Genomic DNA, 25,818 nt, shown 5'->3' with positions numbered 1-25,818 from the left:
TTTGATAAAAAAAGACCTATCACTCAAGCTTTTCAGCCTGAAATGATAGGTTTTTGTGTTAGATTAACGTACTGTACGGATACGCATTGTGTTTGTACGAACAGCTTCGCCAAGTGGCACACCTGCAACGATAACAATATCGTCACCAGATTCTACAAGGCCTGCTTCAACTGCTTTACGTTCAGCGATTTCGAACATATCATCAGTTGATGATGGAGCTTCAGTCAACATTGGGATAACACCCCAGTTCAACATCAATCCACGCTCTGTCAATTCGTCGAATGTCAATGCCAAGATATCAGCATTTGGACGGTATTTAGAAATCAAACGAGCTGTGTGACCAGTCTTAGTAAGGGTAACAACCAATTTGATGTTCATTGAGTTTGTAGCATCTTTAACAGCTGAAGCCATAACTTCTGTCTTAGAGTTACGTTCGAAAGTATCTGAGTTCAAACGTCCGTATTCGTTAAGAAGAGTTTGTGCGTTCTTGTCAATTGTAGCCATTGTTGTTACTGACTCAAGTGGGTATTTACCGTTTGCAGACTCACCTGAAAGCATTGTAGCGTCAGTTCCGTCGATAACAGCGTTAAATACGTCTGATACTTCTGAACGAGTTGCACGTGGTTTTTCAGTCATTGTTTCAAGCATGTTTGTTGCTGTGATAACAACTTTACCTGCTGCGTTCACTTTAGTGATGATCATTTTTTGATAAACTGGAACCATTTCGAATGGTACTTCGATACCCATGTCACCACGAGCGATCATGATACCGTCAGCAGCTTCAATGATTTCATCCAAGTTATCGATACCTTGTTGGTTTTCGATTTTTGCAAACAATTGAACGTGACCATTACCAGTTTCTTCACAGATTGCACGAACTTCGTCGACGTCTTTTGCAGTACGTACGAATGAAATCGCGATGAAGTTGATACCTTGTTCCAAACCGAAACGGATATCATCGTTATCACGTTCAGCAAGTGCTGGGAAAGGAATTTTAGTGTTAGGAATGTTTACACCTTTCTGCTTAGCAATGATACCGTCATTTTCAACGACTACTTCAAATTCACGAGTTGCATCGTCTTTTGCGAAAACACGAAGACCCAATTTACCATCGTCAACCAAAACTTGGTGACCAACTTCAACATCATCGTAGATATCAAGGGCACCAGCAACGTTCAAAGCAATCACATCACGAGTTGATTTGATTCCTTGTTTAGTTGCAACACGGATTTTTTCACCAGTTTTGTATGAGTACTCTTTTGCGTCACCTTCAAACAATTCTGTACGGATTTCAGGTCCTTTAGTATCAAGAAGGAAACCAACTTTTTTACCTGCAAGTTTTTCAGCAAGTTTAACAGTTGCCATACGCTCACCTTGTTCTTGGTGGTCACCGTGTGAGAAGTTGAAACGGAAAGTGTTTGCTCCTGCTTCAATCAATTTAGCAATATTTTGAGCTGAAGCTTCAACGTCAAGTTTTTCACCCCAGTATCCGTCTTCACCGAATTTTTTACCACCACGGATTTCAACCGCAGGACCTAAAGTTGCAACGATTTTTACACGTTTGTTCATGATTTTTGTGACTCCTTTATATAATTCGACCTTTTATGGTCATGTTACCAAATTAATGAAAGTTGATTAGGACAAGCTCTTGTTCAAAGCAGAAAGTTCAAGATCAGCTTTATGAGGGTTGTTAACAATAATCTTACCTTCTGCAGTTAAGCTAAACAAAGCTCCTTCTTCTGCTGTACCAAGGATTGGATTCTCAACCATTTTTTCGTTACGGATACCAACAGCGACACCACCGATTCCTTGTTTAAGGAGTTTAACAGCGTGTGCCCCCATACGTGATGCCAATACACGGTCACGCGCAGTTGGTGATCCACCACGTTGGATGTGACCAAGTTCTGTTACACGAAGGTCACTAGTGTCTCCTGCTTCTTTTAGTTTTTGACCAAATTCAGCTGCTGACATAACACCTTCTGCCAAAACGATAATGTTGTGTTTTTTACCGTGCTCATAACCAGCTTTGATACTAGCTACGATATCTTCCATCTTGAAGCCTTCCTCAGGGATGATAATTTCATCAGCACCAGTTGCGATACCAGCCCAAAGAGCGATATCACCAGCGTTACGTCCCATTACTTCAACAACGAAAGTACGACGGTGACTTGATGATGTATCACGAATCTTATCAATCGCATCCATTGCAGTCGTAACTGCAGTATCAAATCCGATTGTAAAGTCAGTCCCTACGATATCGTTATCGATTGTACCTGGAAGTCCAATAGCAGGGAACCCATGTTCCGTCAAGCGCATAGCTCCGTGATAAGAACCGTCTCCACCGATAACTACGACTCCTTCGATACCGTGTTTTTTCAATTGCTCAATCCCTTTAAGTTGGCCTTCAAGTTGTGCAAACTCAGGGTAACGAGCAGAGTGAAGGAAAGTACCACTACGAGAAATGATGTCTCCTACTGAAGCAGCATCAAGTGGATAAATTTCACCGGCAACCATACCAGCGTACCCATCATAGATACCAAAAACTTCCATTCCTTCTGAGATTGCTTGGCGAACTACTGCACGGATGGCAGCATTCATACCAGGGGCGTCTCCACCACTGGTCAAAACAGCAATACGTTTCATTTGGTTTATGCTCCTTTTTCTTTTAACATTCTTACTGATTATACCACATTTAAATCGAAAATTCTTCTATTTTCCGTATTTTTAGCGATAAATCGTTTTCATAGCAATTCCCTCTAATTTTTCCTCTAGAGCAGAATCTTTTCTTACAAAATGTTGTGTAGAAACAACCGTTTTTCCTTCCTCTTCATACCTGATAATGACAGGGATTGGGCCTTTGTATTGTTCTAGGATATTTGAAATCTCTTTATCATTTTCATGATTTTTAACTTGAATCCAGAATCGTTCCGCCACTGCTTCTTTCAAATCTTGTGCAATCATTTGCAGACGACCATCTCGAGATTGAACTTTGCCATTGATGTAGTAAAATTTCCCTTCGGATAAATTGGAAGCAAATTTTCTATATTGGTCTGAAAATACAGTTACATCCATCCGAGACTTACTATCATGAACCTGTAGAAAAGCCATACTCTCGCCTTTCTTGGTTCGAATCACTTTAATCTTTTGCACTTCAACTAGGAGAGTGGCTTGAGCTCCCTCGGTTAGATTAGTGATTGGAGTGGTCGGATATAGGGCTTGTTTGGCAAGAGTTTGGAGAGGATGGGGACTGATACCTACCCCAATCAGTTCCTGCTCTTTGTAAAATTTCTCTGCCTCAGTAAAATCATCAGCTTCAGTCCAACTATAATTTGTATCCGCAAAGAGTCCACCTAACTCCTCAACAAAGACAAATAAGTTTGGTAGGTTCACTAAGATTTTCTGGCGATTCTTGTCAAATTCATCAAAAAGTCCTAGTTCAACCAAAGGCGTCAAAAGCGACAATTTCTTGTAATTCTTGGGAAGACGTGTGACAAAATCTTCAATGCTTGAGAAAGGACGATTTTCAATAATCCAGTAAGACAAATCTCTTGGCATTCCCTTAATGGCTTTTAGACCAAGATAGATTTTCTTCTTAGCAATTTTATCATGATAGGGAATGCTGTTGATTGCTAAGGGAGCTACTTCAAAGCCCATCTGCAATGCATCTACAATGTAATCACTGCTAGAATAGTTCAACATAACTTGAAAGAAAATAGCAGGATAGTGTGTCTTGAAATAAGCTAGTTGGAATGCCAGTGCTGAGTAGGCATAAGCGTGGGATCGGTTAAATCCATAGCCTGCAAACTTTTCCATCACTGCAAAAACTTGGTTGGCCTTTTCTTCTGTATGCCCCAATTTCATAGCTCCTGTGATAAAATCTTCCTTCATCAGATGCATCTCTTTGGCATTTTTCTTACCCATGGCACGTCTGAGAATGTCGGCTTTACCAAGACTGAATCCTCCAAAGCGTTGAGCTACCTGCATAACCTGCTCTTGATAGAGCATAATACCGTAGGTTGATGAAAGGATGTCTTCTAAGGCAGGGTCTAACACCGTCACCTTTTCTTTACCATGCTTACGAGCGACAAAATTATCAATATAATCACTTGCCCCCGGTCTATTGAGGGATGTCGTTGCTACTACCTCTTCAAAGACTTGCGGCTGAACTCGTTTCAAGAGCCGAATGGCGCCAGGTTGTTCAAATTGGAAAATCCCCTTGGTATTTCCAGCAGCAAAGAGGGCCAGAGTTTCTTTGTCTTCCAGGTCAATCTCTTCGATTTTTAGATGAACGCCCTCTGATTCCGCAAGTAATTCTTTCATTTTTTGTACGAAAGTCAGGTTACGTAAGCCGAGGAAATCCATTTTTAGAAGTCCATTGGCTTCAACACCATGAGCATCATACTGGGTGATGAGCATATCCTCACCATATTTTAGAGGAATATAGTCCGTCAAGTCTTGGTCACTCATAACGACTCCTGCCGCATGGATAGAGGTCTGACGAGGATACCCTTCAATCTTTCGAGCAATCTCAAAAGCTTTTTGGTATTCGATCTTACTATTGATGACCTGTCTAAATTGCAAATTCTTTTCATAGGCCGTCGTTAGCGTATCTCGGAAACTGATTTTTTTCGTAATATTTGTTAATTCGTACTCAGGGACACCATAACGTTTGAAAACATCACGAATTGCCTGTTTTGCTCCAAAGGTCGAATAAGTGACAATCTGTGCCACATGTTGACTACCATAGCGATCACGAACATAGCGAATGAACTCCGGCCTATAAAGGTCAGGGATGTCGATATCGATATCGGGCATGGTATAGCGCTCACGATTTAAAAAGCGCTCGAAAATCAAGTTCTTCTCAACCGGGTCAATTCCTGTAATATCCAGTGAGTAAGCCACCAGACTACCAACCGCAGAACCACGCCCCATTCCCATATAATATCCTTGGGAACGTCCAAAACGGAGCAAATCCCAAACTACAAGGAAATAGTCGTCAAAGCCCATATCATGAATCACAGCTAATTCCTCATTCAGTCGCTCATGATAAATAGCTGAGGTTAGCCCCTTGTCACTCAAGCCTTGCTCAGCTCTCTCTCTAAGTTCTTCGACCGCTGGTCTTTCAGGATTAAAGCGAGGAAGTTTTAAACTTGGATCAAGTTGATAATCAACATTCTCTATCAAACCTTGAAGATTGGCAAGTGCCTGAGGGAAATGATTTTTAAATCGAGCTTCTAAATCTGAGGCTGGTAGAAAGATTCCTTGTTGTGAGTGCAGATCCACTTCTCTCAGACTGACATTGTCCTTGACTGCTGATAAGATTTGTAAAACTTGAATATCTTCTTTTTCAAAAGAGTTGACCTGATAGAGTGGAAGAATTGGTCTAGTAAAGACTTCTTGAGGAGTATCTAGACTGACACCGATAAAATAATCGTGCCCCAAATCTAACTGTTCGATTCCCTCAAAATAGGGAACAATAATAGCAACATCTTCGAGGTGGGAGGTGAAGTCAGACCAATTTTTCCGTCCAGTCATTTTTAAAGTGGATAACTTCATCAACTCTTGATAACCTTTAGTGGATAGGGCTAGAAAACGTAGAGAGAGATTCTCCTCATCTTTGACCAAGGTCATTTCTAAACCAATTAAAGGTTGAATGCTATGCTTACGAGTTGCTTCTAGAAAATGATAGGCTCCATAGAGATTATCCACATCCATGATAGCAAGGTGAGAATAGCCGTATTCTTTAGCCATTTGTAAATATTTTTCAATCGAAACCACACTTTCCATAAAACTATAAACAGTCTTGGTGTCGAGCTGTGCAATCATTTCTTCTCCTCCTTGCTTTCGTTTTACTACTATTATACCATTTTAAGCTGGATATTGAAGCAACTCTGCACTTTCTTTTCAATATCAGCATTTACAACCTCTCCGTCTCTCTTCCCTTTAATTTTTAATATTATAAGATGGATTTGAATATCATTTTAGACATTTTTATACTAAGTAAAGTATAATAAAGCCGGACTCTATATGCAATTTCACATATAAAAATTTTTAAGAAAGGGCTTTTTATTATAGTATTTATTCACCATTTTATAACAACTTACTAAACAGGTATTCCACTTCACGAAATTTCTTGCATTAAAGTTTATTTATTCCATTTTTCCTTATTTTTTGATATAATAAATTCAGTCTGTTTTCAAAGGAGAGAACCATGCGTTTTAATCAATTTAGCTATCTTCCGACCACTAGTTCTCAACAATTAGATGAATTAGCAAGTCTTGGTCTGAAATTGTCACCTCATCTGCCCTTAAAAAAGCAATTTGAAGACTTCATCCGCTGGAGTTTTTTCACTTATTCTAACACGGATTATGTCTTATCCACTTTGGCTGCGGATAACGAAACAGATCTATTAACTTTTTTCCAATCAGAGCGTGATTTAACTGCTGATGTTTTCTACACGGTAGTTTTTCAACTTTTAGATTTTAACTATCTTGTTGACTTTGAGGACGCCGAACAATTCCGTAAAGAAACTGAATTTCCTATTGTTTATGGAGATCTCATCGAAAATCTTTATCAATTGCTCAATACGCGAACTAAAAAAGGAAATACGCTCATCGACCAACTGGTTAGTGACGGACTCATTTCAGAAGACAGTCACTACCACTACTTTAACGGTAAGAGCTTGGCAACCTTCTCTACTCATGATGTCATTCGTGAAGTCGTGTATGTCGAGAGTCGTGTGGATACTGATAAAGACGGTCTCCCTGACTTAGTCAAGGTCAGCATTATTCGCCCGCGTTATGATGGACAAATTCCTTCAGTTATGACTGCCAGCCCTTATCACCAAGGGACCAACGTCAAAGCTAGCGATAAAGCTCTCTACAAAATGGAAGGGGAACTTGAGGTCAAACCTGCCTACACCATTCAGCTTGAGGAGCCTAAGCTGAATTTAGTCGAGCCTATCGGCCAAGCTGAACTCGTCTCTGAAGCTGAAGAAAAGTTAGCTCATATCAATAGCTCATACACCCTCAACGACTACTTCCTCCCACGAGGATTTGCCAATCTCTATGTATCGGGTGTTGGAACTAAAGATTCTCAAGGGCTCATGACCAATGGGGACTACCAGCAAATTGAGGCCTATAAAAATGTCATTGATTGGCTCAATGGCCGTTGCCGTGCTTTCACGGATCACACGCGCAAGCGCCAAATCAAGGCTGACTGGTCAAACGGCAAAGTCGCAACAACAGGTATTTCCTATCTAGGTACCATGTCCAATGGTCTCGCCACCACTGGTGTTGATGGCTTAGAAGTCATCATCGCTGAAGCAGGTATTTCCTCTTGGTACAACTACTATCGGGAAAATGGTTTGGTGACTAGCCCAGGTGGTTATCCAGGTGAGGATTTTGACTCACTTGCTGAATTGACCTACTCCCGTAACCTCCTAGCTGGTGATTATATTCGTGGTAATGGAGTTCATCAGGCAGACTTAGAGAAGGTAAAAAAACAATTAGATCGCAAGACTGGTGACTACAATCAGTTTTGGCATGACCGCAACTATCTACTCAATGCTCACAAGGTTCAAGCTGAGGTCGTCTTTACGCATGGTTCTCAGGATTGGAACGTCAAACCTCTTCATGTTTACCAGATGTTTCATGCCCTTCCAACTCATATCAACAAGCACCTCTTTTTCCATCATGGTGCCCATGTCTATATGAACAACTGGCAGTCAATTGACTTCCGCGAGTCCATGAATGCCTTGTTGAGTAAGAAATTGTTAGGACTTGACTCAGGCTATCAACTCCCTACTGTCATCTGGCAGGACAATATCGCACCGCAAACATGGCAGAGACTTGATAACTTTGGCAAACAGGACGAACTGCATACCTTCTCTCTTGGAACTGAAGAAAAAGTGATTCAAAACCAGTATGATCAAAAAGATTTTGATCGTTATGGAAAGACTTACCAGACCTTCAACACTGAACTTTACCAAGGAAAAGCTAATCAGATCACCATTGACCTTCCAGTAAGTCAAGACATTCACTTAAATGGGCGAGTGGAGCTGAAACTTCGTGTCAAATCAAGTACGAACAAGGGCTTATTATCAGCCCAACTGTTAGAACTTGGACAAAAGAAATACCTACAGCCTTATCCAGCTGTTTTAAGTGCTAGAACCATTGACAACGGTCGCTACCATATGCTTGAAAATCTCTGTGAACTGCCATTCAACCCAAGTGCTCAACGTGCCATCACTAAAGGCTACCTCAATCTTCAAAACCGAGATGATCTCTTGACAATCGAAGAAATTCAACCAAATGAATGGATGGACTTCAAGCTAGAGCTTCAACCAACTATTTACAAACTTAAAGAAGGAGACATTCTCCGCTTAGTGCTCTACACAACAGACTTTGAGATTACAATTCGAGATAATACAGACTATCGCTTGACTGTTGATTTAGCACAGTCTACTATTACTATTCCCTCATAAAAGGAGCTATTAACACTTATGAACAAATCTGAACACAGACACCAACTTATTCGTGCCCTCGTTTCAAAAAACAAAATCCATACCCAAGCAGAATTACAAGCTTTGTTAGCCGAAAACGATATCCAAGTTACACAGGCAACCTTATCACGCGATATCAAAACCATGAACCTTTCAAAAGTACGAGAAGAAGATAATTCTTACTACGTGTTAAATACAGGCTCTATCTCCAAGTGGGAAAAACGTCTCGAAAATTATATGGAAGATGCTCTTGTTATGTTGCGTCCTGTCCAACACCAAATTATTTTGAAAACTTTACCTGGTTTAGCCCAATCATTTGGATCTGTAATTGATTCCTTGGACTTTCCAGATGTCATTGCAACCCTTTGTGGAGATGATGTCTGCATGATTATCTGTGAAGATGCTACAAAAGCGCAAGCTTGTTTTGAAAGCCTTAAAAAATACGCACCACCATTTTTCTTTGGCGAATAACACAAATCCCGTGATCAAAAGATCACGGGATTTTTTTATTTCTTGGACTGTGTTTCTTCTTTCTTTGTGCGTGCTAATCGAAGAGCACGTTTAGGGTTGAGACGATTAAACAATTCTTCTAGTTTCTTTTCATTCCATACATCTGCTGCAGAAACAAAATTTCCATCTGCATCTCGGAATGATATCGGTTTATCTCCCATATCAATCTCCTAGTCTACAAATTCAAACTCAAATTTACCGATGCGAACCAAATCACCATCTTTGGCTCCACGCGCACGAAGGGCTTCATCAACCCCCATACCACGAAGCTGGCGGGCAAATTTCATAACTGATTCGTCACGGTCAAAGTTGGTCATGTTAAAGAGTTTCATGAGTTTTTCACCAGAAAGTACCCATGTCGCATCATCATCACGACTAATCTCAAAGGCCTTTTCTTCCTCGTCAAAGCCGTAGTAAGCCTCTTCTTCCATATCGGATTCATCATAAATCGGAAATTCTGGAGTCTTGTCCAACAATTCAGCTGTCGCATCTAAAAGAGTTGCCAAACCTTGCTTGGTCAATCCAGAAATAGGGAAGATAGCTGGAAGTTCCTCAAACTCGTCGTAGTTTGCTGCCAACTTTTCCTTGAAAGTTTTAAGATTTTCCTGACTTTCAGGCATGTCCATCTTGTTGGCTACAATAATCTGCGGACGCTCCATAAGACGAAGGTTGTAGGATTCCAATTCCTTATTGATAGCAAGGTAGTCCTCATAAGGATCACGTCCTTCACTAGCTGACATATCGATGACATGGAGGATAACTCGTGTACGTTCAATATGACGAAGAAACTGGGTTCCAAGACCAACACCTTGACTAGCCCCTTCAATCAAACCTGGAAGATCTGCTACTGCAAAAGATTCACCTGACTGCGTACGAACCATACCTAAATTAGGGACAATCGTCGTAAAGTGGTAAGCACCGATTTTAGGCTTAGCTGAAGTAATAACACTGAGCAAAGTTGACTTGCCGACAGATGGGAAACCGACTAGACCGACATCTGCTAAGATTTTCAATTCCAGTTGCAACTCACGTTCTTGACCTGGTTCTCCATTCTCAGAGATTTCAGGTGCAGGATTTTTGGGAGTGGCAAAACGGATATTCCCACGACCACCTCGACCGCCATGAGCCACGATAAATTCTTGACCATGTGCAATCAAGTCTGTAATGACTTTACCTGTTTCTGCATCACGTACAGTAGTTCCCTGTGGCACACGAACACGAAGATCTTCTGCACCACGTCCATGCATCCCTTTGGTCATTCCTTTTTCACCAGAATCAGCCTTGAAATGACGGTTATAGCGGAAATCCATCAAGGTGCGCAAACCTTCGTCTACAACGAAAACAACGTTACCACCACGTCCACCATCACCGCCCCAAGGACCACCATTCGGGACATATTTTTCACGGCGAAAGGCAACCATGCCATCGCCACCATTACCAGCCTTGACCTTAATCTTGGCTGTATCTAAAAACATACTCATATTTCTTCTCACTTTAAAAAGGCTGGGGAGAACCCAGTCATTAGTTATTGTTTCTATCCTCGCAGCTTGCTTAGAATCTGCTAAATGCTCCAAGTGCTGTCGCAAAGATACCAGCAAGGGTTACAAACAACATGATGAGCACGACAACAAGTGTCACTTTCTCAAACAATGTTTTTTTACGTTTTCCATTATCTCCAAAAGCCATAACTTCTCCTTTTCACTTTATAATTCTAGTTTAATAGTCTGTCGAAACGGGTGCAACCACCCATAAAATGATGTAAGCAAGGATTCCTGCTCCATAACAAAATGCAAGAACACCCCAAACAACACGAACAATTGTTGGGTCAATATCAAAATAATGGGCAACTCCTGCACAGACTCCACCAATTATTTGATTTTTTCCACTTCGCATTAATTTTTTCATAATATTTTCCTCTTATTCTATTATTTGAATTCATCTTTCCAATAATCTCTGATGCTGGATAATTGCTTCCGAGAAGCACGCAAAATACGCTTAGACTCTTTTACTGGGCTTGTAACAGCCTGTTGGGGTAGATATAAAATCGTTTTCAAAAAGCGCTGACTAACAGGTTTCCCATCATGTAATTCATGTTCAAAGTTATTTGAGATAATGGCATCGAGGTAAAACTCATGTACTCGTTTTCCAAAATTTTCAGCCGAAATTTCGTACAACTTATCCGCCAACTTTTGTTCAGACATATCCGGAGTAGCGATTAAGGCTTCAAGGATGGCCCCTGCTAACTCCTGTTCTCCATAGTAGAGGGTTCCAAACATTTTGTCACTGATCAGGTTATCAAGATAAGGATTGCCATGAGCAATGACGGGCGTTCCACTGGCTAAACTTTCTAGATAGGTTAAGCCCTGAGTTTCACTCGTAGAGGCTGAAATGAAGAAATCTGCAGCCTTATAGTATAAAGCTGTCTCACTTGGAGCAATCATCCCTGTAAAAATCACATGTTTTTGCAGGTTTAATTTCACTGCTTGCTCTTTCAGACTGTCCAGATAAGGACCGTCTCCAGCAACGACCAGCTTTACTTTATCCTCTTCTTTCAATACTTCAGCAAAAGCATCTAGAACTGCTTGGATATTCTTCTCGTAAGAAATACGCGAAAGGCTCAGTAGCATTTTCTCGTCTTCCTGAATACCTAACTTCGAACGAAGTTCTTGCAAGTTTTCCTCTTTAATCTCAGGTCGTTCAAACTTAGCTAGCTCAATTCCGGTTGGAATGACACGTTTTTCAACCTTCACTTTGTATTTAGATAAAAGGTCACGAACAATCTCACTAGGACAGATTACTCCATCTACATCACGAAGGAAACCACGTACCAGATATTTTACCATACTTGGACGAATCAACATCCCCTTAGCAATGTAATGTACATAGTCTTCGTACTGAGTATGGTAGGTATGAATAACTGGAATTTTCAATTCTCTCGCAATCCAAATCCCTAACAAACCAAGTGAAAATTCTGTCTGGGTATGAATGATATCAAGTTGATACTGCTTGGCGATTTCAAGTGCCTTTATAAAACCTCGATAGGCAAATCGTCGATCTTTAAATGCAAAGAAAGGAACACTCGGAATTCGAATAATTTGCCAATCCTCGTAGCGGTTCACATCTTTATCTGTTGTTGTAAAGATAAAAACTGCATGGCCTTGCTTCTCAAGCTCTGTCTTCAAGGTTCGAATACTGGTCGCAACCCCGGAAACCTGAGGAAAATAGGTGTCTGTAAATAAACCAATTCGCATAGATTACCTCACTTTTTACCTAGAGCAGCCTGTTCCCGATAAAATTTTAACCAAATTCCCAGTAAACGCTCTTCTGAATACTGCTTGGATATCCTTTTCGCTTTTTCTTTCAATTCTTTCAACGCTTCAGGATTTTCTTTATATTCTAGGATTGCTTCTCTCATCTCAGAGACATCACTTGTAGCACGATAATCTCCCTCAAGAATGACCTTATACAGGTCCAAATCCCTTAACATAATAGGAGCCTCGCAACTAGCTGCCTCTAAGATGGTCATAGGGAATAGTTCATTATAGCTAGGTAGTAAGAACAAATCAGCTAAAGCATACAGTTCCCGCATCCTCTCTGGTGACACAATACCTGGGAAAATCAGATTTTTAGGTGGATTGTCCATAATCTTCTTATAGCGTTCATAACCATCTGTTATTCCACCAAATGAAAAACCACCAGCCCAGATAAAGGTAATTTCTGGCAATTCTTCAGCAAGACGGATAAAGTCATCTATCCCTTTTCGTTTCTGAACCTGACCCGCACCAACCACGACAAACTGATCTTTGGCGAGTTCCATTTCTTCACGAAGTTGTGCAACTTGTTCAGCTGGTAATGGATGCCATTTTTCTTTATTTACAAAATTGGGAATATAAGTTATTTTTTCTCGTGGAATACCCGCAGCAACTAGATCCTCGATAAACATGGGATTAACCACCACCAAGTGTTCCATCCGATTGTAAAAGGAAAAAACATAGCGTTTGACAATTCCTTTTAGGAAAAATGGAATTTTCAAACTCCCTTCGAGTGTCTCAGGTAAGAAATGCACATAGCCAACTTTTCTCCCAGAGCGTTTCTTTTGAAATGTGGATAAATAATAAGGGAAATCAATGGTGTGAAAGTGGGTTACATCTGCCTCTACAGGAAGATTCTCCGTAACAATCAACTGTTCTTTGGCATCACGATGAAGGAGACTCACCAATTCACGGTAGGCTCCTGATACTCCTTGACCAGCCACTTTTTCACTTGAACTTAGCATATTAATACGCAATTTTTTGTTTTCCATATTACTCATTATACCATTTTATTTCAAGAAAATCAGTAAAAGAAAGAAGAGACCAGAGGAAAATGGAGGAGCCCCTCTCTTTTCCAATCGTCTCTCGTAATTTTCCAATCGATTACTTAATTCCTAAGGCGATACGCGCATAGCGACTCATTTTTTCAACCGTCCATGCTGGATACCAGACCAATTTGACTTCGATATTGGTTACCTCAGGAACCTCTGTCATCGCATCGTGTATCTGGTCTGTTAAGAGGTCAGCCAGTGGGCACCCCATAGTTGTCAAGGTCATATCAATTTCCGTGTAACCTGTTTCACCATCAAAACGAATCTCGTAAATCAAACCTAGGTTGACAATATCAATTCCCAACTCAGGGTCGATGACCTCTTCCAAGGCAGTCAAAATACGAGTTTTAATCGTTTCAATTTGCTCTTCTGTATAAGCCATATTATTCCTCACTCTTAGTCTTCAATAAAATCACGAAGGGGCTTGCTGCGACTTGGTTGGCGCAATTTTCTCAAAGCCTTGGCTTCGATCTGACGGATACGCTCACGAGTCACGTTAAAGACTTTCCCAACATCTTCAAGAGTACGCATTTTCCCATCGTCTAGCCCGAAGCGCAAGCGCAAGACGTTTTCTTCACGGTCTGTGAGAGTATCCAAAACTTCATCCAACTGCTCACGCAAGACGATACGAGTTGTGTAGTCTACTGGATTTTCAATCACTTCGTCTTCGATAAAGTCCCCAAGATGGCTATCGTCCTCTTCACCAATCGGTGTTTCAAGTGATACTGGCTCTTGGGCGATTTTCAAGATTTCACGGACCTTGTCAGGTGTCATATCCATACGCTCAGCGATTTGTTCAGGAGTTGGATCTTGACCCAATTCTTGAAGGAGATTCCGCTGTTCACGAACTAATTTATTAATGGTTTCTACCATGTGGACAGGGATACGAATAGTGCGGGCTTGGTCAGCGATGGCACGAGTGATCGCCTGACGAATCCACCAAGTTGCGTAAGTTGAAAACTTGAATCCTTTAGAATAGTCAAACTTATCAACAGCCTTCATCAAGCCCATGTTTCCTTCTTGGATCAAGTCAAGAAACTGCATGCCACGCCCTACGTAGCGCTTAGCAATCGAAACCACCAAACGAAGGTTGGCTTCTGCAAGACGTTGTTTGGCTTCGATATCACCAGCCTCAACAGCTAGGGCCAATTCTTTTTCCTCTTCGTTGGTCAAGAGAGGAACGACCCCAATTTCCTTCAAATACATACGGACTGGATCATTAACCTTGGCAGAAGTTGAGCCAATCAAGTCCTCATCACTAAGTTCTGGTTCTTCTTCTGCACTAAGCACACGCGCACTTGGATTTCCTTCATTATCTGTGATAGAAATTCCAGCATCCTGAATCCGTTGCAAAAGGTCTTCAATGCCGTCTGCATCAAGGGTAAAAGGAATGACCAGACTTGAATTGATTTCGTCGTCTGTTGCTGTTCCTGTTTTTTTGTGGTTACGGATAAAGTCTGCTACTTGCACATCAAATGTGGTTACTTCTTTTTGTTTTGTTGCCATTATTACTCCATTCTTCTCTTTTGGGAAATCAATCGTTGCAATTCTTCCAAGGCTGTGTCTGTATCTCCTACATGACTAGCTTCCTGCACTTTCTTTTTAATTCTTAAGTTGTCCTTGCTGAGGAGGGCACGGTTTCGAGTCGCTTCGACTTCCGCTAGCTCCTGAGGCGACATCTCAGCTGGCAAATCCAGACTAAGCACGTGGTACCAAGCATTTTCAACTTCAGGTGTCTGATGAGAAAGCTCCTCTGAGCCGATTTCTCCCTGCTCACTTAATAATTCGTAAAGAATCTGAAATTCTGGGGTATCAAAGAAAAAATCTTCTCTTAATCGATAGTCATTTAACACAACTGGGTTCTCAGCCATTCTATAGAGGAGATGAGCCTCTGCTCTCATGACTGCTGTCAGTTGCCGCGTTACAGGTAAACTAATCGCTGCTGGAGGTTGCTCCTCTTTAACTCTTTCCTGCCTTTGGACAATCCGACTTTCATTTACAATCTGTTCCACCTGCTGGTAATCAAAAGAAGGGAGATTATCCGCCAGAATATGAATGTAGGAATTCTGGGCAGTGATAGACTTTTCTTTGGCAATTAAGGGAGCAATCTTTTCAATGAACTCGATTTGCGCCTGCAAGTTATCACTATTTTCTGGCTTGAGCTGGTGAATATAGAACTCTATAGGACTAATCCGAGTCTTGGTTAAAAGGTAAGCCAGGTCTTCAGCAGAATTCTTTTGCAAATACTCATCTGGGTCCATAGCATCAGGTACTCGAACAACCTCCACTGAAAAGTCTTTTAACTCCTCTAGAGCCTTAGCTGTTGCTGCCTGCCCTGCCTTGTCGCCATCATAGCTGAGAACAATTTTTTTTGTAAAGCGTTTGAGGTGGTCAACATGCTCCTTACTTAAGGCTGTCCCCATAGAAGCTACAGCATTTTCTATACCAGCACGGTAGGCTGCAATCACATCCATGAAGCCTTCCATCAGATAGAGCTCTGTAATCTTACCTGTTCCCTTTTTTGCCTTGTCCAAATGATACAACTCGTAACTCTTGTTAAAAATTGCGGTCGAGCGACTATTTTTGTACTTGGCAGTCTGACTATCCGTTTCTTGCCAGATACGACCTGAAAAAGCAATAACCTGCCCCTTGTCATTGGTCAAAGGAAAGATGATACGCCCGAAAAAAGTATCATAAAACTGATTGCCATCTGACAAGTAAAACAAGCCCGAATCCAATAAATCCTTTTCCTCAAACTTGTCAGCCAAACGTTGATAGAGATAAGTTCTCTCTGCTGGAGCCAGTCCAATCTGGAAATGTTTCAGAACATCGTCTGTCAATCCGCGTTTGTAGAGATAAGCCCTTGCTTCTTCTCCCATCTTGGTCGTCATGAGGATGGCATGGTAAAAACGGGCAGCTTCTTCATGTATATCATATAGAGCTTGATGAGGAGAAGCTTGTTGAGGACGAGACTGTACCGGCATAGCCAGTTGAATACCGACGCGCTCCCCTATGAGCTGAACGGCTTCCATAAAGGACACACCTTGGTATTCTTCGATGAACTTAAAGACATCTCCTGAACGACCACATCCAAAACAGTGATAAAACTGCTTGTCTTCCACAACGTTGAAAGAGGGGGTCTTTTCACCATGAAAAGGACAGAGCCCTAAATAGTTCCGTCCAGCCTTTTGTAAAGAAATCACATCACCTATGACTTCCACAATGTTGGCATTGTTTTTGATTTCTTCAATGACTTGCTTGTCAACCATACACAATACCTCCATCTTATCATAGTTTCACGTAAACTAGTATAGCTTATTTCTGAAAAAAAGTAAACCATTTCATACGCTTTCCGTAATTCTCTTTGCCTTATTTTTCTAGATAGAAAGAGGAGATAAAAAACTCAGAAACACTTCCATGTTTCTAAGTTAATCTTCACTATTTTTTGATGAAATACAGGCCCATCTATTCAAATAATTGATAGTAGTCCGAGATCTTCATCTTAGCTTTTTCCTCTTTATTGAGGTCTTGGATGATACGCCCCTCCTTCATGACAATCAGACGATTTCCATACTTCAGTGCATCCTCCATATGGTGGGTAATCATCAAGGCTGTCAGATGATCCTTGCTAACAAAGTCATCTGTTAATTCCATCAAGGACACACTTGTTTTTGGGTCAAGGGCTGCTGTGTGTTCATCCAACAAGAGCAACTCTGGTCGCTTCAAGGTTGCCATCAAGAGACTCAAGGCCTGACGTTGTCCACCTGATAGAAACTCAATCGGAGTATCTAGATGCTTTTCAAGACCATTTCCCACTTTTTCAATGGTAGCCTGAAACTCTTCCCTATGGCTTGAAAGCCTTCTAGGCAGGAGTCCTCTCTTCTCACCACGAAACTTGGCAATCAAGAGATTTTCCGCCACTGTCATACGGGGAGCCGTACCCATCTTAGGATCCTGAAAGACACGAGACAAGTACTTAGCCCGCTTTTCAGGTGAAAAATTCGTCACGTCCTCGCCCATGATACGAATACTTCCACTTGTCAAAGGTAGGGTACCTGCAATAGTGTTAAAAAGCGTTGACTTCCCTGCTCCATTTCCACCTAGGATGGTAATGAAATCATGTTCGAAAATTTCAAGAGAAACATCATTCAGAATAATTTTTTCCTCGTCAAAGCCATTCGTAATGACTTTGGTGGCATTTTTTAATTCTACAATTGCTGTCATTTGCTAAACTTGACTCCTTTTAGGTATTTGCTTTTGAAGGTTGGAATCATAAGGCAAACTGCCAAAATCAAGGCGCTATATAGTCGTAAATAGCTCGTGTTAAATCCAAGAGCAATCACTCCCCATACGAGGAACTGATAAGCAATAGACCCTACAACGATGGTCATGAGTCGCTCTGCCAAGGTCAAACTCTTGAACAAAACCTCACCAATAATCAAGCTAGCAAGCCCTACGACAATCACGCCGATTCCTCGTGAAACATCCGCGTATCCTTCCTGTTGAGCAATTAAAGCCCCTGCAAGCGCGATAATCCCATTTGAGAGAACCAAACCCATGAGTTCCATACGTCCTGTATTGATACCAAAGCTACGAGCCATATCAGGATTGTCACCTGTAGCGATGTAGGCCTGACCTAGTTTAGTATCTAGGAAAAAGAGCATGAGGCCAATAACAAGAGCTACAAAGATTAATCCAGTCAGTAGTTGATTGAGATCCGAATCAAAAGGCAAGACATCTTGAATTTGCTTGGTTCCAAGAAGCCCCAGATTGGCACGTCCCATAATCATCAGCATGATGGAATGGCAGGAAGTCATGACCAAAATCCCTGATAAGAGGGTTGGGATTTTTCCTTTGGTATATAAGAGTCCCGTAGCCATACCAGCTAGACAGCCCGCTCCTACTGCAGCTAAGGTCGCTAAAAACGGATTGACTCCCTGCGTTATCAAGGTTACAGCTACTGCTCCCCCTAGAGGAAAAGAGCCCTCAGTCGTCATATCTGGAAAATTTAGAATTCGAAAGGTCATAAAGATTCCCAGACCTAAGATTGCCCAGACCATCCCCTGGGAAATAATGGATACTATCATAATCTTTCACTCATTTCTTTCTTTAGTAAAAATGGGAGGAGATGTGTCCAGCTCCTCCTTTATCTTTATTCTATCACTTGTCCTGCTTCTTTTAGAACAGACTCAGGAATGGTGATACCAAGTTCCTGCGCTAGTTTTTTGTTAATCACTGACTTACCAGTTGAAAAGACATTGACTGGCGTATCAGCTGGTTTTTCACCTTTCAAAACTTTGGCAATCATTTTACCAGTAGCCACTCCAAGATCGTGTTGGTCAACTACTACAGATGCTAATCCACCTGCTTCTACCATGGCAGTGGCACTTGGGTAGATAGGCTTTTTAGCTGTTTGGTTGCTTGAAACAACTGTTGAGAATGCGGATGCGATGGTGTTGTCAATTGGAACCCAAATCGCATCGACCTTGCTAGTCATAACATTAACTGTTGAAGCAATTTCGTTTGTTGATGGAACGGCAAATGTTTCGACTGTCAAACCTGCTTTTTCAGCATAAGCCTTGAATTCTTCTACCTGTGTTTTTGAGTTATCTTCGCTACTTGAGTAAAGAGCGCCGATTGTTTTGACATTTGGTGTGAGGGTTTTAATCAACTCTACTTGTTGTTCAGCTGGGTTGTGGTCTGACACCCCTGTTATGTTGCCACCTGGTTTTTTCAAATCTTTGACCAAGTTAGCACCGATTGGGTCTGTAATAGCAGCCATGATAACTGGTAGATCTTTAGTAGCACTTGCGAGCCCTTGAGCTGCTGGTGTTGCAATCCCAACAACAAGGTCGTTTCCATTTGCTACCAATTGTTTACTCATAGTTGCAACCTTGCTCTGATCTCCTTCAGAGTTCATAAAGTCGATTTTTACTTGATCGTCCTTATAGCCTTCTTCAGCTAGTCCATCTTGAATCCCTTGGTAAATCAGGTCCAAGGATGGGTGACTAACAAATTGAAGGACACCAACCTTAGCAGCCTTTTGCTCTTCTTTAGGTGCTGGCTTGTTCATAGATGAATAAATCAAACTAGCCACTACCAATACTGCTAATCCAGCGATAATTCCCATTAAACGTTTATTTTTCATATTCTTTCTCCTTTTAAATCACTTGTATAATACTCTTTTCACTAAAAACAAGCGACGCCATCGTTTAAATTTCATAATCTTTCCTCCCAATAGAAAAAGTCCTCACACAAAAAACTTGTGTGAGGACGTCGATGCGCGGTGCCACCTCAATTATAGGGAATATCCCTATCGCTCTTTCTCGCATTCACGAGTTGCACTGTAAGGTGTGCTCACCGAATTTTTATGATTTCAAATTCTTTATAACATTCAGCCCAATTTTCATCACTTTCATCTATCTGCTTTCACCAACCACAGACTCTCTAAAAAACTTCAATGATTACTTTCTGAATGTTTAAATTATATCATTTTTCAACTACTTGTCAAGCTTATTTTTAGAATTTTTCAAACAATTCAAAAACTTCCCCTTGAAAAAAGAGGAAGTTTGTAGAATATCAGCCTGAATTACGCAAACCGGTTGCAATTCCGTTGATCGTTGTGTGGATTAGTTTTTCTTCGTCTGCTGACAATTCGCCACGACGTTGACGTTTGATCAATTCCAACTGGATGTAGTTAAGGATATTAAAGTAAGGCATACGATAGTTTAGGCTGTCTTTTAGGTAAGAGTTTTCTGCCAGAAGTTCGTCATAGCCTTCAATAGCTAGAATAACGTTCTTGGTCAATTGCCATTCATCTAAAATAGTGTAGTAGATAGCCTGCACTTCTTCGTCTTCACAGAGCTTGGCATATTCAAAAGCAATGTTCATGTTAGACTTAGATAAGACCATGTCCACATTGGAAAGCAAAGATTGGAAGAAAGGCCAGTTTTGATACATATCACGAAGAAACTCGATATTCTTCGGATCTTGATCTATAAACTCTTTAAAGCTTGACCCCACACCATACCATCCAGGGAACATGACACGACTTTGTGACCATGAGAAGACCCAAGGAATGGCACGTAGACCACCGATTTCAGTGATGGTCTTACGAGCTGCTGGACGCGAACCGATATTGAAGCTTGAAATAGCCTTGATTGGGCTTGACTCGAAGAAATAGTCATAGAAATGTTCATTTCCAAAGACCAAATCACGGTAGATATCGTAGCTACGGTCCACCACTTGATCCATAACAGCTTCATAACGATTTGACGTGTTGGTATCGCTCTTCTTCTTGGTAATCATACGGTTAATGGCTGCAGAAACCAACATTTCAAGGTTATAATAGGCGGCGTCTTTGTTTCCGTATTTGTTTCCAATCACTTCTCCTTGCTCAGTCAGACGGATACGGTCCTTGATAGACTTGAGCGGTTGAGATGTGATGGCTTCATAAGTTGGACCGCCACCTCGACCAACAGTACCACCACGTCCATGGAAGAAGGTGACTTTAACACCAAATTCATCCCCGATAGCAGTCAGTTGTTGTTGAGCCTTGTAGAGTGTCCAACATGATGATAGATAACCACCATCCTTGTTACTATCAGAGTAACCAAGCATGATTTCTTGGTAGTTGTCTTTTGAAGCAATCCATTTTTTAGCCAGTGGAAGAGAGAAGTATCTTCTCATGGTTTCTTCCGAGTGATCCAAGTCTTCAATCGTTTCAAAGAGGGGAACAATCTGAACGCGCGCTTTTTGAGCATCCACCAAACCGACTTCTTTGAGCATGATGGCTAATTCTAGCATATCAGATACACTTGTCGCGTGAGAGATGATGGTTTGGCGAATGACATCTTCCCCCAGTTTATCCTTCAACTTGCGAGCAGTTTTGAAGATAGACAATTCTTTCTCAAGCAGTTCTGACTTTTCAGCATGAGTAGCTGAGAGGATACGAGGATCTTCTTCCAACTCTTTTAAGAGTAGGGCGCATTTTTCATCTTCAGAGAGATCGCTATAATGGTAGTTGATGCCAGCAGATGCTAACAATTCAGCCACACAGGCTTCATGAACACTAGAGTCTTGGCGCATATCGATAGAAGCAAGGTAGAAGCCAAAGATTTCAACGGCTTGCATCAGTTCAACAAATTCTCCTGAAATCAGGTATTCCCCTTTGTTCTCAAGGAGAGAATCTCGAATGACCAACAAGTCTTGATAAAATTCATCTGCAGTAGCATATCTAGGCTGAAGATCCTTGTCTTCAATCAAATAAGCCTTAGTTGCCTGCATCTTAGCTTGGATATCAAAAAGGGCACGACGATAGAGTTCTTTTTCACGATAAATGGAGTTATCTTGCGACTTCAGCGCCATCTCACGAACCTTGTCGCTGACATTCACGATGCTGGTTGAAAGTGAAAATTCACGATAAAGATTATAAATCTTTTCATCGTAGTAGTTCATGATGACTTCGCACTGAGTCAAGGCTGATTTGTTGAGGGTTTCCGCTGTTACGAAAGGATTTCCATCGCGGTCTCCTCCAATCCACATCCCCATAGTAATTGGTTTTGGATGTTGGAGCTCAATTCCTTGTTCTTTAGCTAGTTTCTTATATTCAGCCGTCAAACGCGGCACAGCATTCAGGAATGAACTTTGATAGTACTCCATCACGTTGGTGATTTCGTTGGTTACCTTCAATTTCTTCTCACGAATCATGTCTGTTTGCATGATAATTTCAATGTAACGACGGAGATCCATGTTCCATTTTTCTTTATTAATCAAGCCTAGTTTGACATCACGGTACTTGCGCAAGAGCGTATGGATATGGTTGGTCAAGTCCAGCATACTCTTGCGTTGTACTTGCGTTGGATGGGCGGTCAAGACAGGAACGACATTTAACTTTTCTAAAATTTCAGCTGCATTTTCTTTTTCAGCTACCATCTTTATGGTTGTAGACAATTTCCCTAGATAGTCTTGGTCCACATTGTTCTGGTGGTTAATTTTATAGGCTAAGTCCACATCCTCAGATATATTAATCAAGAGTGGAAGGATAGAGAAATAACGAGAAATGTAAATCATTTCTTCATTGGAAAGGCTAGTCACCAGTTCATTGAGCCCTTGATAGTTTTCATTTGTTGATAATTCCTTCAACTGCATGATTTTTTCAAAGGTCTCTGGCGCTAGCATATTTTTTGTAATATCTTCTAGTAGCTCTGTCAAAATCAAGACTTCTTCTTGGATGACGGCTTTATTACTATAGTTTTCTAATTTCTGAAGAGACATATATTTTTCCTTTCCATACAATCCTTACAGACCTTCAACAGTTTGAGATTCGTATTCTCTAATGAGTTTAGCACGTTTCTCGCTGGCATCGATATTTAATACAAGAGCTATGGCTACGGATAATACCAGGAGACTGTTCCCACCTTGCGAAAGGAAGGGGAAGGTTACCCCTGTAGAAGGAATCAAACCGGAAATCCCACCGATATTGACAAAGACCTGAACAAGAATCATCCCTCCAACACCGATAGCAACCATGGAGTTAAAGGGATCCTTAGCTCGAATACCAACCAAGATGATTCGCAAAATTAAGAAGAAGAGTAAAGCCAAAATCATACTCGCTCCCACGAATCCAAACTCCTCGATGACAATCGAAAAGACGAAATCCGTATGGGCTTCTGGCAGATAACCACGCTTCTCGATAGAATTCCCCAGTCCCAGTCCGAACCAGCCTCCATTAACCATGGCATAGTAGGAGTTTGCAAGCTGGTGTCCTGCACCCGCCAAGTCATTAAAGGGATTAAAGAAGGCACTGAAACGTTTAGCAACGTAACCAAATACCGGTATCTGAGAAAATTTTTCAACCCCAACGAGACGAATGACAGACAATACTAAAATTGAGCTCCCTGCCAAGAGAGCCAGAATGGTCGAGAACCAACGATAGGCGATCCCACTAACCGTATACATGATGAGCGCCACCAAGACCAAGATGGTCGCATTTCCCAAGTCTGGGAAAATTCCCAAGCTACCAATCAGAACTAGCAGAACAAAACGCCAGTCGTTAAAAGCTCGAGGTAACCACTGATTCTGTGTCAAAACCTGGAAGTCATAAACCGCAATCTCATCCTGTTCCTTTGAAAATCGATGTGCCAAGTACCAGATGATGATAATCTTAAGGTATTCAGCCGGCTGAATCGTTACAGGTCCTACAGAAATCCATCCGTATGCTCCATTGACAGGTGTTCCGACCAGACGCGCTAGGGCTAAAAGAACCATCTCCACAATCATCACGATAAAAATGAGACGTCCATTTCTCAGGAAACCTAATTTTAATTTATAGATTAAGGCAATCAAAACCAAACTGGCTACCCAGAAAATCCCCTGGTTACGTACCAATTGAAAAGCGCTTTTTCCTTCTTCAATTAGGGTTGCACTAGTTGTCGAGTAAACTACAATCAACCCCAAAATTGACAGAAGAAAATAAGGAATCAAAATGGAATAGTTTAGTAGGTGCCTTTTACTAATTTTCATATTTCACCACTCTAATAGGAACAGAGGTGGTTGTCCCTAATTCCGTTTTATTTTCTAGTTTTGATTGTTATTATACCACTTTTTCAGAAAGAAAAAAACTATTATCCTTTAATCCTTCGAATTTTACTTATTTTTTGTCTTCAAGCATAAAAAATACAAACCTCAAATGAGATTTGTATTTTCATTGCTTAGTTAGACGAAGAGCTACTGCTTGAACTTGAGCTTGAGTCACCACCACCGATGTATTGGGTGAAGATGTTTTGAAAGGCTTGGTCTTTGACCTTGATATTAGCAGCTTGTAATTCTTTACCAATTACTCCTTGAACAAAGGCTGAATCATTTTGTTTTTGAGTCAAGATGATGGTCTTCAATTTTTCTTTGTAATCCTCTAAGTTAGAAGATTTTTCTGTCTTCTTCGTTACTTTAACGATGTAGAATTGATTGCTGTAGGCTTGTGTTCCAGTAGCCGTAATCACATCAGAAACACCGTTCACATCCAAGGCAAAGGCTGCTTTTTTGACTTGTTCTGGAAGTTCTGTTGAAGCAGAGTCAAAAGTGATTTCTCCACCATTTTCTTTTGTCTTATCATCGTTAGAATTGTCTTTTGCCAACTGAGCAAAATCTGCACCTTCTGCTTTCGCTTTTTCAAGCACTTCTTTCGCCTTGTCTTCATTATCCATACGGATGATTTGAGCTGTTACATCTGGTGTATAAGACTCAAAAGCCTTTTGGTAAGCCTCATCTGTCAATTCACTCTCTGCAGCTTTCTTAACTGCCAATTCAACCAATTTGCTAGTACGAATTTGAGCTTTACGAGTTTCAGCAGTCATACCTGCCCGTTGAAGTACGCTGTTGTAGCTATCGCCGTATTTCTTTTGTTCCTCAGCAACGGCGTCATCCACATCTTTGTCAGTCACTTCTGACCCATATTGTTTTTCAAATACTTTTTGGATGGTCATATTAAGCAAGACTTGTTGCGCGGTTGAATTATTCTTTACTTCTTCAAAAAATTGATGCTCTGTAATCACATCGCCCTTCATGCTGATCAAATCTTTTCCTTCAGAACTATTTGAACAAGCTGCAAGTGTTGCTACTGATAAAAGTGTGATGGCTCCTGCCATAATTTTTTTCTTCATGTTTACTCCTTTTACGGTAAGTGTTACTTTATCTATTTTACTATAATTTCTTAAATTTTTCTGAAAATCATTTATCATCAGGTAGCTGTACATCTGCTACATTCTTTCGTAGCATGAGAATGCCATCACCAAGAGGAACTAGAGTTGCTGTTAGACCTGGATTGTCCAAAGTTGCGTCGAAAAGTCTTTGCAAACCACGATAAATGGTTCGTTGACCACGGCGGACTTCCATGATGTCCTTGGCAACATCTCCTCCTTGAAAAATATCATCCAAGACAACCACTCCACCAACTTCAAGTCGTTTGAGGATTTCAGGTAGAAAGACGATGTACTTGGACTTAGCCGAATCCATAAAGACAAAGTCATAAGTTTCTGTTAGGCTAGACAAAACATCTACGGCATCTCCCTCTAAGAGGGTGATTTGCTTACGACTGTCAAACTGGGCAAAGTTTTCCTTGGCAAAACCTATCATCTCAGGATTGCGGTCAATGGTTGTAATCTTAGCATCTGGCGCATGCTCCGCCATCAAAAGAGCTGAAAAACCGATAGCTGTCCCAATTTCTAAAATATTCTTAGGCTGCAGACTTTCCATGAGAAATCGAAAGTAGGCAACTGTTTCATGAGGAATGATTGGGATATTTTCCTTGCGAGCGAAGGCTTCCAATTCTTTCAAAGAACCAGTCACCTGCTTTTGACGCTGGCGCATGAGTTCTACGATTTCTTCCTTGACGACGGGCCGTCGCATATTGTGATTGGCGTTTTTACTATAAGACTCTACCATC

21 protein-coding genes and 1 other annotated feature are annotated in these 25,818 nt (G+C 41.1%); of the genes, 2 read left to right on the top strand and 19 right to left on the bottom strand.

Features of this window, described 5'->3' with window-relative positions:
* Window positions 1-63: 63 nt before the first annotated feature.
* The 3 genes from pyk to MK396_RS04755 all read right to left on the bottom strand — a co-directional run bounded on the left by pyk (window position 64) and on the right by MK396_RS04755 (window position 5,826).
* Window positions 64-1,569 (bottom strand): pyruvate kinase, encoded by a 1,506-nt coding sequence (gene pyk, locus MK396_RS04765; RefSeq protein WP_042902347.1) that lies wholly within the window; start codon window positions 1,567-1,569, stop codon window positions 64-66.
* A gap of 66 nt (window positions 1,570-1,635) precedes the next feature.
* A complete protein-coding gene (pfkA, locus tag MK396_RS04760; protein ID WP_268723829.1) occupies window positions 1,636-2,643 on the bottom strand; it encodes a 6-phosphofructokinase in 1,008 nt (335 codons plus the stop codon).
* A gap of 81 nt (window positions 2,644-2,724) precedes the next feature.
* Window positions 2,725-5,826 (bottom strand): DNA polymerase III subunit alpha, encoded by a 3,102-nt coding sequence (locus MK396_RS04755; protein ID WP_268723828.1) that lies wholly within the window; start codon window positions 5,824-5,826, stop codon window positions 2,725-2,727.
* A 385-nt stretch (window positions 5,827-6,211) separates the two neighbouring features.
* On the opposite strand from MK396_RS04755, the gene MK396_RS04750 reads away from it, so the two are divergent.
* Window positions 6,212-8,485 carry a Xaa-Pro dipeptidyl-peptidase gene (locus MK396_RS04750; RefSeq protein ID WP_268723827.1) on the top strand — a complete coding sequence of 758 codons (2,274 nt, stop codon included), beginning with the start codon at window positions 6,212-6,214 and terminating at the stop codon, window positions 8,483-8,485.
* An 18-nt stretch (window positions 8,486-8,503) separates the two neighbouring features.
* On the top strand, window positions 8,504-8,974 hold the full coding sequence (locus MK396_RS04745; RefSeq protein WP_268723826.1) for an arginine repressor: 471 nt from the start codon (window positions 8,504-8,506) through the stop codon (window positions 8,972-8,974).
* Window positions 8,975-9,009: 35 nt separating this feature from the next.
* On the opposite strand, the gene MK396_RS04740 is transcribed toward MK396_RS04745, so the two are convergent.
* The 16 genes from MK396_RS04740 to MK396_RS04665 form a co-directional block, all read right to left on the bottom strand.
* Window positions 9,010-9,174, bottom strand: a complete 165-nt coding sequence (locus MK396_RS04740; RefSeq protein ID WP_000502578.1) for a hypothetical protein — start codon at window positions 9,172-9,174, stop codon at window positions 9,010-9,012.
* A 9-nt stretch (window positions 9,175-9,183) separates the two neighbouring features.
* Complete coding sequence (gene obgE / locus MK396_RS04735; protein WP_033584114.1) at window positions 9,184-10,494, bottom strand: GTPase ObgE; 1,311 nt, start codon at window positions 10,492-10,494, stop codon at window positions 9,184-9,186.
* A 70-nt stretch (window positions 10,495-10,564) separates the two neighbouring features.
* A complete protein-coding gene (locus MK396_RS04730) occupies window positions 10,565-10,699 on the bottom strand; it encodes a DUF4044 domain-containing protein (RefSeq protein WP_000863851.1) in 135 nt (44 codons plus the stop codon).
* A gap of 30 nt (window positions 10,700-10,729) precedes the next feature.
* Window positions 10,730-10,918, bottom strand: coding sequence for a PspC domain-containing protein (locus MK396_RS04725; RefSeq protein ID WP_000735791.1), 189 nt, complete (start codon window positions 10,916-10,918; stop codon window positions 10,730-10,732).
* Between the two features lie 20 nt (window positions 10,919-10,938).
* A complete protein-coding gene (locus tag MK396_RS04720) occupies window positions 10,939-12,264 on the bottom strand; it encodes a glycosyltransferase family 4 protein (protein WP_268723825.1) in 1,326 nt (441 codons plus the stop codon).
* 8 nt (window positions 12,265-12,272) lie between these two features.
* Window positions 12,273-13,316, bottom strand: coding sequence for a glycosyltransferase family 4 protein (locus MK396_RS04715; protein WP_268723824.1), 1,044 nt, complete (start codon window positions 13,314-13,316; stop codon window positions 12,273-12,275).
* Between the two features lie 112 nt (window positions 13,317-13,428).
* The gene (locus tag MK396_RS04710) at window positions 13,429-13,758 is read right to left on the bottom strand and encodes a metal-sulfur cluster assembly factor (RefSeq protein ID WP_268723823.1); all 330 of its coding nucleotides are present in this window, start codon (window positions 13,756-13,758) and stop codon (window positions 13,429-13,431) included.
* A 14-nt stretch (window positions 13,759-13,772) separates the two neighbouring features.
* A complete protein-coding gene (gene rpoD / locus MK396_RS04705) occupies window positions 13,773-14,882 on the bottom strand; it encodes an RNA polymerase sigma factor RpoD (RefSeq protein WP_000201892.1) in 1,110 nt (369 codons plus the stop codon).
* 2 nt (window positions 14,883-14,884) lie between these two features.
* Window positions 14,885-16,645, bottom strand: coding sequence for a DNA primase (gene dnaG / locus MK396_RS04700; protein ID WP_268723822.1), 1,761 nt, complete (start codon window positions 16,643-16,645; stop codon window positions 14,885-14,887).
* Window positions 16,646-16,841: 196 nt separating this feature from the next.
* A complete protein-coding gene (locus tag MK396_RS04695) occupies window positions 16,842-17,600 on the bottom strand; it encodes an ABC transporter ATP-binding protein (RefSeq protein WP_268723821.1) in 759 nt (252 codons plus the stop codon).
* Complete coding sequence (locus tag MK396_RS04690; protein ID WP_000637255.1) at window positions 17,597-18,463, bottom strand: ABC transporter permease; 867 nt, start codon at window positions 18,461-18,463, stop codon at window positions 17,597-17,599. Before MK396_RS04690 ends, MK396_RS04695 begins: the two co-directional genes overlap by 4 nt.
* Before the next feature lie 65 nt (window positions 18,464-18,528).
* Window positions 18,529-19,524 carry a tryptophan ABC transporter substrate-binding protein gene (gene trpX / locus MK396_RS04685; RefSeq protein ID WP_084933347.1) on the bottom strand — a complete coding sequence of 332 codons (996 nt, stop codon included), beginning with the start codon at window positions 19,522-19,524 and terminating at the stop codon, window positions 18,529-18,531.
* A gap of 118 nt (window positions 19,525-19,642) precedes the next feature.
* Window positions 19,643-19,859 (bottom strand) — a binding site (T-box leader).
* 96 nt (window positions 19,860-19,955) lie between these two features.
* Window positions 19,956-22,652, bottom strand: a complete 2,697-nt coding sequence (ppc, locus tag MK396_RS04680) for a phosphoenolpyruvate carboxylase (protein ID WP_268723820.1) — start codon at window positions 22,650-22,652, stop codon at window positions 19,956-19,958.
* 24 nt (window positions 22,653-22,676) lie between these two features.
* On the bottom strand, window positions 22,677-23,900 hold the full coding sequence (ftsW, locus tag MK396_RS04675) for a cell division peptidoglycan polymerase FtsW (RefSeq protein ID WP_268723819.1): 1,224 nt from the start codon (window positions 23,898-23,900) through the stop codon (window positions 22,677-22,679).
* Between the two features lie 188 nt (window positions 23,901-24,088).
* Window positions 24,089-25,036 carry a peptidylprolyl isomerase PrsA gene (gene prsA / locus MK396_RS04670; RefSeq protein WP_247951914.1) on the bottom strand — a complete coding sequence of 316 codons (948 nt, stop codon included), beginning with the start codon at window positions 25,034-25,036 and terminating at the stop codon, window positions 24,089-24,091.
* A gap of 67 nt (window positions 25,037-25,103) precedes the next feature.
* Entirely contained in the window at window positions 25,104-25,817 is a 714-nt protein-coding gene (locus MK396_RS04665) for an O-methyltransferase (protein ID WP_000230405.1), read from the bottom strand.
* Between the last annotated feature and the right edge of the window lies 1 nt (window position 25,818).

The organism is Streptococcus oralis, assembly GCF_026782235.1.
Taxonomy (GTDB): domain Bacteria; phylum Bacillota; class Bacilli; order Lactobacillales; family Streptococcaceae; genus Streptococcus; species Streptococcus oralis_CC.
This window is presented reverse-complemented; position numbering and strand designations above follow the sequence as displayed.

Coding starts and splice junctions, on each gene's coding strand:
- MK396_RS04750 (WP_268723827.1), top strand. CDS start 6,212: ATGCGTTTTAATCAATTTAGCTATCTTCCGACCACTAGTTCTCAACAA.
- pfkA (WP_268723829.1), bottom strand. CDS start 2,643: ATGAAACGTATTGCTGTTTTGACCAGTGGTGGAGACGCCCCTGGTATG.
- MK396_RS04665 (WP_000230405.1), bottom strand. CDS start 25,817: ATGGTAGAGTCTTATAGTAAAAACGCCAATCACAATATGCGACGGCCC.
- dnaG (WP_268723822.1), bottom strand. CDS start 16,645: ATGGTTGACAAGCAAGTCATTGAAGAAATCAAAAACAATGCCAACATT.
- pyk (WP_042902347.1), bottom strand. CDS start 1,569: ATGAACAAACGTGTAAAAATCGTTGCAACTTTAGGTCCTGCGGTTGAA.
- MK396_RS04755 (WP_268723828.1), bottom strand. CDS start 5,826: ATGATTGCACAGCTCGACACCAAGACTGTTTATAGTTTTATGGAAAGT.
- MK396_RS04725 (WP_000735791.1), bottom strand. CDS start 10,918: ATGAAAAAATTAATGCGAAGTGGAAAAAATCAAATAATTGGTGGAGTC.
- prsA (WP_247951914.1), bottom strand. CDS start 25,036: ATGAAGAAAAAAATTATGGCAGGAGCCATCACACTTTTATCAGTAGCA.
- MK396_RS04710 (WP_268723823.1), bottom strand. CDS start 13,758: ATGGCTTATACAGAAGAGCAAATTGAAACGATTAAAACTCGTATTTTG.
- ppc (WP_268723820.1), bottom strand. CDS start 22,652: ATGTCTCTTCAGAAATTAGAAAACTATAGTAATAAAGCCGTCATCCAA.
- obgE (WP_033584114.1), bottom strand. CDS start 10,494: ATGAGTATGTTTTTAGATACAGCCAAGATTAAGGTCAAGGCTGGTAAT.
- rpoD (WP_000201892.1), bottom strand. CDS start 14,882: ATGGCAACAAAACAAAAAGAAGTAACCACATTTGATGTGCAAGTAGCA.
- MK396_RS04715 (WP_268723824.1), bottom strand. CDS start 13,316: ATGGAAAACAAAAAATTGCGTATTAATATGCTAAGTTCAAGTGAAAAA.
- ftsW (WP_268723819.1), bottom strand. CDS start 23,900: ATGAAAATTAGTAAAAGGCACCTACTAAACTATTCCATTTTGATTCCT.
- MK396_RS04745 (WP_268723826.1), top strand. CDS start 8,504: ATGAACAAATCTGAACACAGACACCAACTTATTCGTGCCCTCGTTTCA.
- MK396_RS04695 (WP_268723821.1), bottom strand. CDS start 17,600: ATGACAGCAATTGTAGAATTAAAAAATGCCACCAAAGTCATTACGAAT.
- MK396_RS04690 (WP_000637255.1), bottom strand. CDS start 18,463: ATGATAGTATCCATTATTTCCCAGGGGATGGTCTGGGCAATCTTAGGT.
- MK396_RS04720 (WP_268723825.1), bottom strand. CDS start 12,264: ATGCGAATTGGTTTATTTACAGACACCTATTTTCCTCAGGTTTCCGGG.
- trpX (WP_084933347.1), bottom strand. CDS start 19,524: ATGAAAAATAAACGTTTAATGGGAATTATCGCTGGATTAGCAGTATTG.
- MK396_RS04740 (WP_000502578.1), bottom strand. CDS start 9,174: ATGGGAGATAAACCGATATCATTCCGAGATGCAGATGGAAATTTTGTT.
- MK396_RS04730 (WP_000863851.1), bottom strand. CDS start 10,699: ATGGCTTTTGGAGATAATGGAAAACGTAAAAAAACATTGTTTGAGAAA.